Source organism: Okeania sp. SIO2C9 (assembly GCF_010672455.1).
Classification (GTDB): Bacteria; Cyanobacteriota; Cyanobacteriia; order Cyanobacteriales; family Microcoleaceae; genus Okeania.
In genome coordinates this window covers 21,912-35,177 of the sequence record NZ_JAAHGO010000060.1, presented here as the reverse complement: position 1 = coordinate 35,177, position 13,266 = coordinate 21,912, and the positions used below count along the sequence as shown (strand labels likewise).

Annotated in this window: 8 protein-coding genes; all 8 read left to right on the top strand. The window is 36.8% G+C overall.

Annotated features, from left to right (window positions below; all coding sequences use genetic code 11):
- The first annotated feature begins 31 nt into the window (after window positions 1–31).
- On the top strand, window positions 32–877 hold the full coding sequence (gene map / locus F6K23_RS30295) for a type I methionyl aminopeptidase (RefSeq protein ID WP_293162813.1): 846 nt from the start codon (window positions 32–34) through the stop codon (window positions 875–877).
- Window positions 878–1,201: 324 nt separating this feature from the next.
- Window positions 1,202–2,623 (top strand): transposase, encoded by a 1,422-nt coding sequence (locus F6K23_RS30290; protein WP_293162811.1) that lies wholly within the window; start codon window positions 1,202–1,204, stop codon window positions 2,621–2,623.
- A gap of 161 nt (window positions 2,624–2,784) precedes the next feature.
- Window positions 2,785–3,477, top strand: a complete 693-nt coding sequence (locus tag F6K23_RS30285) for a response regulator (protein ID WP_375340803.1) — start codon at window positions 2,785–2,787, stop codon at window positions 3,475–3,477.
- Window positions 3,478–4,881: 1,404 nt separating this feature from the next.
- A complete protein-coding gene (locus F6K23_RS30280; protein ID WP_293162805.1) occupies window positions 4,882–9,156 on the top strand; it encodes a GAF domain-containing protein in 4,275 nt (1,424 codons plus the stop codon).
- Window positions 9,157–9,666: 510 nt separating this feature from the next.
- On the top strand, window positions 9,667–10,404 hold the full coding sequence (locus F6K23_RS30275; RefSeq protein WP_293162803.1) for a TspO/MBR family protein: 738 nt from the start codon (window positions 9,667–9,669) through the stop codon (window positions 10,402–10,404).
- 671 nt (window positions 10,405–11,075) lie between these two features.
- On the top strand, window positions 11,076–11,387 hold the full coding sequence (locus tag F6K23_RS30270; protein WP_293162802.1) for a hypothetical protein: 312 nt from the start codon (window positions 11,076–11,078) through the stop codon (window positions 11,385–11,387).
- 460 nt (window positions 11,388–11,847) lie between these two features.
- A complete protein-coding gene (locus F6K23_RS30265; RefSeq protein ID WP_293162800.1) occupies window positions 11,848–12,213 on the top strand; it encodes a CHAT domain-containing protein in 366 nt (121 codons plus the stop codon).
- A gap of 361 nt (window positions 12,214–12,574) precedes the next feature.
- The gene (locus F6K23_RS30260) at window positions 12,575–13,204 is read left to right on the top strand and encodes a type I restriction enzyme HsdR N-terminal domain-containing protein (protein ID WP_293162797.1); all 630 of its coding nucleotides are present in this window, start codon (window positions 12,575–12,577) and stop codon (window positions 13,202–13,204) included.
- The last annotated feature ends 62 nt before the right edge of the window (window positions 13,205–13,266 follow it).

Below are 13,266 nucleotides of genomic sequence, written 5' to 3'. Positions count from 1 at the left end.
ATAGATAATATTTAACAACTTGTCAGAAAACATGAACATTTTTAGTAATATACTTGCAGCTCCAGCAAAACCTAAACCACGTCCTACTGTTAAGAAAAAACAACGTCGAGGAATAGAAATCAAATCTCAACGAGAAATAGAAATTATGCGACAATCCTGTAAAATAGTCGCAACAGTACTCAAAGAAATTTCTCAGATTGTTAAACCAGGAATGACAACTGCTGATCTAGATGTCTATGCAGAAAAACGCATTCGGGAAATGGGGGCAACACCAAGTTTTAAAGGTTATCATGGTTTTCCTGGATCTATTTGTGCTTGCATAAATAACGAAGTTGTCCATGGTATTCCCAGTAAGAAAAAAATTATTCGAGTTGGTGATGTTTTAAAAGTAGATACAGGAGCTTACTATCAAGAATTTCATGGAGACTCTTGTATTACTATTGGCGTAGTTGAAGTTGCTCCAGAAGCAGCCAAACTAATTCGTGTAGCAGAAGAAGCAATGTATAAAGGTATCGAACAAGTCAAAGCTGGTGCTTATCTACTCGATCTTGCAGGAGCTATTCAAGATCATGTAGAAGCAAATGGTTTTCGTATAGTCGAAGAATTTACAGGTCATGGTGTGGGAAGAAATTTACACGAAGAACCTTCAGTTTTTAACTCTAGAACTAACAGTTTGCCAAATGTGAAACTAAGAGCAGGTATGACTTTAGCTATTGAACCAATTCTGAATGCTGGTTCTAGATTTACACGAATTTTATCCGATAAATGGACTGCTGTTACTGTTGATAATTCTCTTTCAGCTCAGTTTGAGCATACAGTATTAGTAACAAATACTGGTTATGAAATTTTAACAGATCGCTCCCAAGTTAGCTGTTAGGCATAAAACAGTTTTCAGCTAATTCGCAGGTAGGTTGAGTTAGAAAGAGTGAAACCCAAGGACTTTTATAAGTCATGGGTTTTCTTCCTCAACCAAACCAACTTTTAAATATAATTGAATACCACAAAAACAAACTTTAACTCCCCCGGCGGGAAGTCCCGCGCTCTCCCGTTGGCGGAGCAAGTGCGGCAGCTATTAGGGGAGCGTCGGGATGAGAGCCGGGCTAGAGTGTGTGGTTTTCATAAGGTCTTTTTGCTATAGCTATTGACAATTATATACACAGCCATTATGATAGCTTTTTGAGAAATCCTGGTAGATTCTGCAATGCTACTGAAATATAAGTACAAGCTCAAACCACACAAAACCCAAGGGGTGATTATATCTAATTGGTTGTCCATGGCGAGGCAGCAATATAATTACCGTTTAGCTCAAAGGCTAAACTGGTTTGAAGCAACGCGCACGCCAGTAAACGCTTGTCCTCTTAATGTTTCAGTAGTACCAGTAGAACGAATTTACCAAAACATTCCAGAATTTAGGATACAAACCCGCGACGGTAGAAAAAAGGACAGTAATGGTAATTCGATAACTAGAAAAGGTGACAAACATCCCAACATAATAAATGGTTATGTAGCCTGGGAAACAGTACAGTTAGCCAACTTAGCACAAACTAAAAAACTCTTCGGTGAATACAAGTCCATGCACTCTCAGGTATTGCAAGATGTGATTCAGCGTGTACAAACAACAATGGATAACTATACCTTACCCGATCAAAACGGTAAAACCAGTGGTAGACCTAAATTTAAAGGTCGGCATTATTATAATTCTTTCAGTTATCCTCAGTTGTCAAATACCCATATTGTCAAAAATGCTAACGGTCGCTTTTGTGTCAATCTACCAAAGATTGGCTTAGTCCCCTTTGTCTATAATCGCCCAATACCAGAAGGTTTCAAGGTTAAGACAGGTACAGTAATTCGTGAAGTTGACGGGTGCTACATTAGCTTCACGATAGAAGATAAGGCTGTACCTCGCGAGGTTGTAGAAATTCAACCCACTGAAGAAAACTCAAAAGGTATTGATTTGGGATTATTGCACTATGCTGTTACATCTGATGGTGAGTTTATAGAAGTGCCTAAGTTTTTTAGGCACTCTGAACATCGGCTGTCTCAACTTCAAGCAAGATTAGCTAACAGACAAAAACATTCAAAGCCTTGGAATATTCTTAAACGTAAAATAGCGAAACTGCATCAGTTGATAGCTAGACAACGTTTAGACTGGCAATTCAAACTGGCTTATCATTTGTTCAGTGATTGTCAGGTGATATTTTTAGAAGACCTACAAATAGCTTCTTTAGTCCGACGTTGCAAAGCTAAATTAGGTGATAATGGTCAATTCTTACCCAATGGTCAATCATCTAAGTCAGGACTAAATAAGTCTTTGCAAGATGCAGCTTTTGGTCAGTTTGTTCAGATTCTAGAGTATGTTGCCTGGAAGTTAGGCAAGAGAATTATCAAAGTAGATCCAAAAGGTACGTCTCAGTATTGTTGGGAATGTTTGAATAAAGTATCTAAAAGCTTATCAGAACGCTGGCATTCATGCCCTAAATGTGGTCAAGAGTTAGATAGGGACTATAACTCAGCTCTTCTAATACAAAAGATAGGATTGTTGTCAACACAGGAGGAGGACATCACTTCTGTTAAAACTGCGGTCAGGGCTTATCTGGCTGAAGAATCCCGCGCTCTTCCGTAGGGGAGCGTCGGGAGTATGTCAATCAAGTATTGTTAACCTTATATTATTTTAACCCCGATAATAATGAAAATTAGCTAAATTATAAAAAAGTAGTAAAACTAAAATAAATTATGATATCTCAAACAATTCAAGCTAAAAATGTGTTAGAGGAAAAATTAAAAATGTCAGGAAAAATATTATTAGTGGATGATGAACCAGGATTACGGGAAGCCGTACAAGCTTATTTAGAAGATAGTGGATTTAATGTAAACGTTGCTAGTAATGCCAATGAAGGATGGGATATTCTACAATCATATTTACCAGACTTAGTAATTACAGATATTATGATGCCTCAAATAGATGGCTATCAATTTCTACAAAAATTACGAGAAGATCCAAGGTTTAAAGTTTTGCCAGTAGTATTTTTGACAGCCAAAGGAATGACTACAGACCGGATTCAAGGTTATCAAGCAGGTTGTGATGCTTACCTTTCTAAACCCTTCGATCCTGAAGAGTTAGTAGCTATAGTCGAAAATTTGTTAGAACGTAGAATGGTAGCGAAAACCACGAATGAAGGTGAAAATACTTCAGATATCGCTGTTTTAGCAAGTCAAATTGCCGAAATTAAAGCAATGTTAATGGGGAAAAATACAATCGCTCAAACCCCATCACCAATTAAAATAGATTTAACCCCAAGAGAACAAAGTGTTTTAGATTTAGTAGCCAGAGGACTAATGAATAAAGAAATAGCTAGAGACCTAAACACCAGTGTTCGCAATGTAGAAAAGTATGTCAGTAGACTATTTACAAAAACCGGCACAAACAGTCGAACAGAATTAGTTCGTTATGCTTTAGAGCATGGGTTAACTAAATAATATGATAGTTCTGCTCGCGTAATGGTAGATGAGGATGAACAACGACGCTTCATGGGAGCAAGATACAAGCAAGGGAGCAAGATGCTCCCACTCCACATTTTATTGAGTAGGGGAGTGGGGGAGTGGGGGAGAAGTAAACATAATAATATCAGGACTTACGCACTGACAATAGATATAGGGTTTTGTGCATTACGCTACTGCTAACACACCCTACTAGACTGACACACCTTAAATGGTGCATTAGAAAAATGCTCTAATCTTTACTGCTCATGTATTTGAATAAAAATCTATTGCACTAAATTAGCTGTGTCAGTCCACTACTGGCGTGACACACCTTAAATGGTGGATTAGATGGGGGGTGTGGGGAGTGTGGGGGGTGTGGGGAGTGTGGGGAGTGTGGGGAGATCAAGACACCTAGAAACAAAAATCTATTACACAGTTTTAGGCGTGTCACGCCACTACTAGACTGACACAGCTAAAATGGTGCATTAGAAAAATGCTCTAATCTTTACTGCTCATGTATTTGAATAAAAATCTATTGCACTAAATTAGCTGTGTCAGTCCACTACTGGACTGTTTCATCTAAAATGGTGCATTAGAATGGTCAGCCAAAAGTGACTATTGGACTGACAAGCGATCGCTAAAAATAGACAGTCAAAAATAGGCGATCGCTTATTTTTGATTAGAGTTGTCGCTAAATAGAGGGAAAAATCGCTTCAAGCTAGACAGAGCAATAATTCCAAGATTTTTTGCTTGCCAATAGCTACAATCCTTACAGAACAAAATTTTTGGGGATTTTTTGAGTTATAAAGCGACAAGTCTATTGTCTACAGCACTTTGTGACTCTATGAGGTATACCAATCGCGGGCAAGATGCCCGCACTACAATATTTTCACTATTCATCTTGTACATCATTTACCCGAAATATGCTGTATTTTTAGCGACCGATTGGATATGGCGCAGGTTTCCTCACCATCCCACCCTACGGTTCGCTTTGAAGATCGACCGCTGTTTGTCCTTGTAGAGCGACAGCTCGCGGCGCAGCCAAGGAGAGGTTTTAAACCTTAATTATTCGGTAATAGAGATTAGTATTAAGCTGTACCTCACTACCCTCAAAAGTGCTGTAACTGTCAGTAGTGCCAGCAAGATGCTGACACTATTGACAATGATTAAATTATATCATATAATACTGTATAAAAAATTGTTAAATAAAATTAAAATTATTGTCTACAAAAAATGTAGATTCATCATAACTAAATCATTCAGATAGTTTCTGTCTATAATTCATAGATATTTGCTCGGGAGTTAGAGATACAAAAGATTCAGTCGTATATGAGGTACAAATATTAACGATACTCGCTCTGAAACATTATCTATAAAATTTTTAATAAAAATCAATAAATTATGTCTGTAGAAAATCAAGAATATAAAAAAAAATTAGCAACAGCGATCGCTCGTATTCCAGCATCTCTAGACCAAGAAACTACTTTCAAAATTACTGTGACAGAGGTACGACAGTTAATCAATGCAGACCGAGTGGCCTTGCTTCGCTTCTATCCTCAGTTAAATTGGCAAGGAGAATTTATTTGCGAAGATGTAACAGATGATTGGAATTCTGTTTTAGGGATGAAGGTAGAAGATTGGCTTTTTGGGAAAGAATTAGCTGCATACAATAAAGAAGGATACATTGAGACTGTAACGGATATTGAGCAAGGAACATTAAGTGAATCTGAGGGCAAAATTTGCCAAGAGTTTCAGGTACAAGCTCATTTGGTAGTTCCTATACCCAAAGTAGATAACACCAAAGATGCTACAACATTAACTCAACCCAAACTGTGGGGATTACTTTGTATACATCAATGTAGCAGACCTCGGGAATGGCAAGATGTGGAGATTGAACTTGCTCATAAAATGGCTGAAAATCTAGGAGTAGTAATCAAAAATACAGACCTTCTAGAAGCAGCACATTACCAAGTACAACAACAAAAAGCCTTAGCTAGAGTAATCAAGAGAATTCGTACCCCACTAGATTTAGAAGAAATTTTTAAGATTACTGCCACAGAAGTACGTCAACTACTCAAAGCTGACCGCGTGGGAGTGTTTCGTTTTTATCCTGAAAGAGACTGGGAAGGAGAATTAGTTTCCGAAGATGTAGGAGTAGAATGGAATTCAGCATTAGCAGTTAAAGTATACGACCACTGTTTTGGGGAACAATTCGCTGTTCATTATCAAGAAGGTAGAATACAAGCAGTAGCAGACATTTATCAAGCAGGATTAAGTAATTGCCATGCAGAAATATTGGGGCAATTTCAAGTACGCGCCAATCTAGTTGTGCCTCTACTCAAAGGTGCAGGTACAGAAGCATTACCCGAACTGTGGGGTTTGCTATGCATTCATCAATGCAGTAGACCTCGTCATTGGCAAGACTACGAAATAGAATTTGTCCAACAAATAGCCGATCATTTTGGTGTAGCGCTACAACAAGAAGATGCTCTGATACAACTTGAACAACAGGCAGCAGAACTAGCTATAAGTAGACAAAAGGAAAAGTTAGCCGAACGCCAGAAAATTGTAGGTGAATTATTTGACAAAATTCGTTTATCTCTAAAAATTGAGACAATTTTTGACACTGCAACCCAAGCAGTAAGAGAACTGCTGCAAGTAGAACGAGTGGCAATATATCAGTTTTTGCCTAACTGGAGTGGGGAATTTATTGCCGAATCTTTTGCAGAAGGATGGACTTCCCTAGTCGGAGTTCAGCCCATTATTGAAGATACTTTTTTACAAGAAACTCAGGGGGGGCGGTATGCAAACAATGAAACTTTTGCTGTTAACGATATTTATGAGGTAGGTCATGATGAGTGTTATGTTCAACTTTTAGAACAATTTGAAGCCAGAGCTTATGCACTTGTGCCAATTTTACCTGGAGAAAAACTTTGGGGTTTGCTGGCAGCTTATCAAAATTCTGCTCCTCGTCATTGGCAAAAAGATGAAGTAGACTTGCTAGCTCAAATAGCTGCTCAGTTGGGAGTTGCTCTCCAACAAGCTGAGTATTTTCAGAAAGTTCAGGAACAGTCGGTACAACTAGCAAAAGCAGCAGAGCAGGAAAAATCAGCACAAAGGCAAAAAACTCTAGTAGCAATTGTTGATAAAATTCGTCGGTCTCTGGATATTAAGACAATTTTCCAAACAACCACTCAACAAGTACAAAAATTACTGGATGCAGACAGAGTTACTATCTACCGCTTTAATCCTGATTGGAGTGGGGAGTTTGTTGCTGAGTCAGTAGCTAAAGGTTGGAATTCTTTAATACAGGAGCAAAAGGAAAATTCCGAAATCAACAAAAATGTTAGTAGATGTTCCGTCCAAGATTTGGCAAATCCCCATACTGATACCTATTTGCAGGAAACTGATGGCAGGCCTTTTAATAAAGGATTAGTTTATCATATCTGCAACGATATTTATAATGCAGGTTTTAGTGACTGTTACATTGAGGTATTAGAGTCTTATCAAGCCAGGTCTTATGGGATTATTGCCATTTATCTGGGAGAAAAACTTTGGGGTTTGCTGGCAGCTTATCAAAATTCTGGTCCCCGTTGTTGGCAAAAGGATGAAGTGGAGTTGCTAACTCAAATAAGTACTCAGTTAGGGGTAGCTCTACAACAAGCTGAGTATGTTCAGAAGGTTCAAGAGCAGTCAACACAACTTGCCATCAGAGCAGTAGCAATGGAAAAATCAGCAGAACGCCAAAAAACTCTCGCTGCGATTGTTGATAAAATTCGTCAGTCTCTTGATATTGAGACAATTTTCCAAACAACTACCCAAGAAGTACAACAATTATTGAATGCAGACAGAGTTGCTATCTTCCGCTTCCATCCTGATTGGAGTGGGGAGTTTGTAGCTGAGTCAGTAGCTGAGGGTTGGGTGAAGTTAATACAGGAGCAAAAGGAAAATCCTAAAATTCCTGCAAATGTTAATCTATGTTCCGTTAGAGATTTGCCAAATTATGTGGATGATACTTATTTGCAGGAAAACAAAGGCGAAAATTTTGCCCAAAAAGTTTATTGCACCTGCAACGATATCTACAAAGGAGGTTTTAGTCACTGTTACATTGAAGTATTAGAGTCTTATCAAGCAAGAGCTTATGCTATCGTAGCTATTTATCAGGGAGAAAAACTTTGGGGTTTGCTGGCAGCTTATCAAAATTCGGCTCCCCGTGAGTGGGAAGTAGCAGAGGTAGAATTGTTGGCTCAAATTGGCGGTCAGTTGGGAGTTGCACTACAACAAGCTCAGTATTTCAAACAAGTTCAAGCTCAAGCGGCAGAATTGGAAAAAGCAACGGAACGACAAAAAGCGCTTTCAACTACTATTGATAGAATTCGTCAGTCTCTGGATATTAATACGATTTTTCAGACGACTACTCAAGAGGTACGACAGTTACTAGAAGTTGAGAGAGTCGCTATTTATCGTTTTTATCCAGACTGGAGTGGGGAGTTTGTCGCAGATTCAATGATTGATGAATGGACTCCCATGGTTCATACTCCTCTAGCAATTAATCCTGTAATCAGTAAACTGACTCATGCTGCTAAACTTCCCAGAAATGAAACTTTTGTACCTATTTTGCAGGGAGATAAACTTTGGGGGTTACTGGTTGCTTATCAAAATTCTAGCCCTCGTTATTGGCAAGATGAAGAAATTAATTTGTTGGCACAGGTGGGAGTGCAGTTAGGTATTGCTTTACAACAAGCTGAATTACTGGAAAAAACCCGTACCCAAACTGAAGAACTAACAAAAACTCTGCGGGAGTTAAAACAAACTCAACTGCAGATGATTCAGGGTGAAAAAATGGCTAGTTTAGGGCAGTTAGTAGCAGGAATTGCCCATGAAATTAATAATCCTGTAAATTTTATTTTTGGTAATCTGACTCATGTCGATGAGTATGCACAAAGCTTGCTCACTTTGATGAAATTATATCATCAACATTATCTTGACCCAGTTCCAGAAATTAAAGATTTTTCAGAAGATATTGACTTGGAATTTATTATTAAAGATTTGCCTAAGATGATAAATTCTATGAAAATGGGAGCTGAAAGAATTCGTCAATTAGTATTATCATTAAGAACATTTTCCCGCCTTGATGAGTCTAAAAAAAAAGAAATAGATATCCATGCAGGAATTGATAGTACCCTGTTAATTTTGCAACATAGATTGAAACTTAAATCAGAACTTCCTCAGATTACAATGGTTAAAAATTATGGGGAATTACCTTTAGTTCCGTGTTATGCAGCTCCAATTAATCAGGTATTTATGAACCTGCTTAGTAATGCCATCGATGCATTAGAAGAAAAACTGGAAACAGATCAACTTTTTATTCCTACTATTACGATTACTACAGAAATTAATCAAGATAATCCAGACACAGTTTTAATTAAAATTTCTGATAATGGCTTGGGAATTACTCAAGAGGCAAAAGGTAAAATATTTGACCTGTTTTTTACTACTAAAGAGGTAGGAAAAGGAACTGGTTTAGGGCTTTCTATTAGTTATGAAATTATAGTACAAAAACATAGAGGTCAAATATTCTGTAATTCTCAACTAGGTCAAGGAACTGAATTTATTATTCAAATTCCAATTAATCAGGAGTCAGGAGTCAGAAGTCAGGAGTCAGGAGAAATATAAGGATTTGAATAGCATGAATTTTTAAATTCGTATTCAATAAAGTATCTATATTCAAATGAACTAATACCAGTTTTATATGAGGTTGCATACAATGATGAAATTCATTAAATTGATCTATATTTATCTACGCTTACCGGCGGTCAATTATACTTGAAATATTATTCTATAGCAGTTTCATTTCAATTTGGTATAACTTAGCAATTATATCATTTCTAGTAGCATCGGAGCGTGTATAAAATAAGGTGGCAATGAGAAAAAAACCTTTCCTACCGAATGCTACGCAAACAGCATAGCTGCCTTCCTTCCAGCAAAATCTAATTACTCAACCGGACATGATATTACTGTATAATCAGATTTTAGATGAGACAGGAATTACGCATAACCACCACATAAAGTAGGGGTTAACGGCCGTTAACCCGTACATGGCCAACCCCTACAAATGGTGTATAATTTCGTCTTTTGCGTAAGTCCTATGAAAATAAAGTTAATAGTTTTCTGAATATTCTGATTATGACTCAATCAAATGATGGTGGAACAGTCGAACAGCTTGTTAATACAGTAATGGGGGTAAAAACTGAGTCGAAAAATCAATCCATCCCCAAACAAATAGTTTCTACAAAAGAGCTAGATATCAAAGCACTTTTAATGTATAAATTAGGAACTATTGTACAAATAGGAATCATTCTTCTTGCTTTCTGGGGAATGGAAAAATTGGTAACTTTAGTTGATAGTTATTCTTCTTTTCCTAATTGGTTAAGTACCGTACTTGCAGGAATGTTTTTTACCTTATTAAGTATTCGTTCGCGAATTTTTTCCCCATTAGATAATACTCGTTCTCGTCAGACTTATGATAGTATAGTCAGACCAAAATGGGCACCTCCACCTTTAGCTTTTCCCATAGTGTGGATGACAATTGCAGTCTTACGAGTTATCTCTTCGTTATTAGTTTGGCAGGAGATGAACCAACAATTTTTAGTGCTTCCTTTAATAACTTTTGTAGTGCATCTTGCTTTAGGAGATACTTGGAATACAATATTCACTGTAGAACGTAGGTTAGGTGCTGCTGTTCCCGTCGTCATTTTAGGTCCTTGGTTATCTGCTTTCATAGTTACTATATTTTACTGGCAAATTAATCCTACAGCAGGAATGATTTTAGCCCCTTCTTGTGTATGGTTAACTGTGGCGGCTATATTAGTATTTAGGATTTGGCAATTGAATGGAAAAGAACCACTATATCCACTGAAATAAATATTGATGTTCTATTTACTATTGTCCAATAGTTAGGGCTGACCGTTCAAATCTCAAAACTTTGACAGGTAAAAGTTTCAGCCTTTTTATTTCCAAGATTAAAGAGAGTAACTTTTACCAAAACTTAGGCTTTGTTGCATGAAAGTAGCGTTCTTAACATCCATTGCGTAGCTTAATTGCTCTGTTTGGCGGTTATTGATGTTCTATTTACTATTGTCCAATAGTTATTGCTCTGCAATAAGAGCGATCGCTCTGTTTCGTGATTATTGATGTTCTATTTACTATTGTCCAATAGTTATGGCTGACCGTTCAAATTTCAAAACCTTTACCTGTAAAAGTTTCAGCCTTTTTATTTCCAAGATTGATGTTCTATTGATCTATTGCCCAATAGTTACAGCAGCTTCAGCACGTTATTGTTGTAGATATGCGGAGCAAGTGCGGCAGCTATATACTTTCATGCTACAAAGCCCAAAACTTATATAGATTCTGGCGTAGTTATTGCAGCATTTAGAGGTATAACGACTGTAGCAGTTAAAGCGACAGAAGTTCTTGACGATCCCCAACTAAAATATGCGACTAGCTTATTTATCAAATTAATAGAGAATTGACCTAATCAACTAATAACGATATTATAAATCATAAAATATACCTTTATCTTAATTTTCATTTCTATGAAATTCATTATCACTAAACTCAAATGGTGTTATGACCGGGGTTTAAGTTTGTGGGAGCAAGCTTATTTTAATGTTTATAAGCCGAATGCTCGTAAGCTTAGAGAAGTTTTTACCAACCATATAAAACCTGTTGAACTCTGGATAAAAGACTTGTCGTCTGAAGTTTACCAATATGCTTTCATAAACTTGGGTGGAGCATTTAAGAGTTTTTTTCAAGAGTTAGATAAAAATCCAAAGTTTCAGAAGAAAAGTAAGCACGATTCTTCCACAATAAATCAATTCCAAAATTCTACCTCAGTTCGACCGTGACAGCTTGTGGACTGGATAACGCCGACGTTGCCAGGTTGAGACAAGAATAGAACAAACTATATAGAAAATCATAGATTTTTACAAATAGTCGTAGGTTTCTAAGAACGGTAAAAATATCGTCCGTTAATTCTGAGTTGCCTAATGCGGTTTCACAACAGGACAGAAATAAGTCTCCTAATGGTACTTAGATATTTTTTGGCAGAAAAATTGGTTGAAAACCAGTCTAGACAAGGGAATTACGTCAACTCCTTAAAAATAGCTAAAACCCTTGGTAATAAAGGATTTATACCTTTTAGGCGTAAAAAGCTCTTCCTGTCTATATTTGAGCCTATTTTTTACCGAAAAATTGTGGTTTAAAGCCTCCCCTTTTAAGGGGATAATAAAGAAAAATTTTCATCTCTTTGTCAATCCTCTTCTTTCAAGGAGAGGTAATTATTCATTATTCATTATTAATTGTTGAATGCTTTTTTGTGTAAGTCCCGTTAGTAGTTTGTCATCAGTGAACGATTTAGCGACAACCATATTATCATATTTTTACCACCGCAACCGGGCGGCAGGTATTACGAGTGCAGATGTGTTATGGGAAGCACAGATGGAGTTGAAAGAATTAACATTGGCAAAAGCGGATGAGAGTACGAAAGAAGCAGAGGCAAAATTAGATGAATTGGCAGAAGGGAGCAGAGAGTATGAGGAACAGGAGAAAATAGCTGATAACTGTCAGGAAGTTCAGAATTTAGTAGCTAAAGCTCAAAAATTGAGAGAGGACAAAAAGCCTTTTAATCATCCTTTTTATTGGGCAGGTTTTGTTTGTCAAGGAGAAGGATGAATTCAGTTATCAGTTATCAGTTGTCAGGAGTCAGGGGGAAACAGGAGCTATTCTGAAGGAAAGAAGATAATATGGTAGGCTAAAAAGTAGCGATCGCGCTATTATGAGAAGTGTGGGAAGTGTGGGGATATCAAGAAAGATTTGATAAGTATTTAACGGAACATGATATAATACGAACAGGATTTACCCAGTGACAATAAATATAGGGTGTTGCTCAGTTACGCTACTGTGCATTATATCCTTGGGTTGGGGGCGGGTTCATAAGATAATCTGTAACACCATTAATTTAACGCTAAACCCGCCCCTACTATTGCACCATTTTAGGCGTGTCACGCCACTACTGGACTGACTAAGGAAAAATATGACTGCAATTATTCAAGCAAATAAACTAAATATGATTGATGTTGAGCATAAATTTAGTCTCAACCAAACAGATGATATTCAATTCTTTAGAGAATGGTTTGATGGTTTACCAGAGATAACCGATATAGAAAAACAAGTGTTAGACCGAGCAAAAGCAAATTATTTGAATGCTATTAAACATCGGGAAATTTCAGAAAATTTGGTAAAAATGACAGTAATTGCTCCCCTACTTGCTTGGGCAAATTTTTATCAGCTTCCTTTTGATATTGTAGATGAAAATTCTATTGATATTTCTGTGGAAACACAGAATGAAATAATCAAAGGTCGGATTGATATAATAGTTTTTAAACATCATCTATGGTTATTAGTAATTGAGTCAAAAAATGCTGGATTATCTATAATTAATGGTATCCCTCAAGGCCTTACTTATATGATGGCTAATCCTCATCCAGAACAACCAATTTTTGGATTAGTAACTAACGGAGATGATTTTCAATTTATCAAATTAGTTAAACAAAATTCACCTCAATATGCTTTATCTAAAAAATTCACAATTTCTAATCCCCAAAATAATGAACTTTATCATGTACTCAGTATCTTAAAAAAATTAGGTCAAGTTATCAATTAAACATTTACAATAATAAAAAATCAAATCAATAATTACCGAAAAATTGTGGTTTAAAGCCTACC

Excerpts from the sequence above, each read along its gene's own strand:
- map (WP_293162813.1), top strand. The coding sequence starts at position 32 with ATGAACATTTTTAGTAATATACTTGCAGCTCCAGCAAAACCTAAACCA.
- F6K23_RS30290 (WP_293162811.1), top strand. The coding sequence starts at position 1,202 with ATGCTACTGAAATATAAGTACAAGCTCAAACCACACAAAACCCAAGGG.
- F6K23_RS30285 (WP_375340803.1), top strand. The coding sequence starts at position 2,785 with ATGTCAGGAAAAATATTATTAGTGGATGATGAACCAGGATTACGGGAA.
- F6K23_RS30280 (WP_293162805.1), top strand. The coding sequence starts at position 4,882 with ATGTCTGTAGAAAATCAAGAATATAAAAAAAAATTAGCAACAGCGATC.
- F6K23_RS30275 (WP_293162803.1), top strand. The coding sequence starts at position 9,667 with ATGACTCAATCAAATGATGGTGGAACAGTCGAACAGCTTGTTAATACA.
- F6K23_RS30270 (WP_293162802.1), top strand. The coding sequence starts at position 11,076 with ATGAAATTCATTATCACTAAACTCAAATGGTGTTATGACCGGGGTTTA.
- F6K23_RS30265 (WP_293162800.1), top strand. The coding sequence starts at position 11,848 with ATGCTTTTTTGTGTAAGTCCCGTTAGTAGTTTGTCATCAGTGAACGAT.
- F6K23_RS30260 (WP_293162797.1), top strand. The coding sequence starts at position 12,575 with ATGACTGCAATTATTCAAGCAAATAAACTAAATATGATTGATGTTGAG.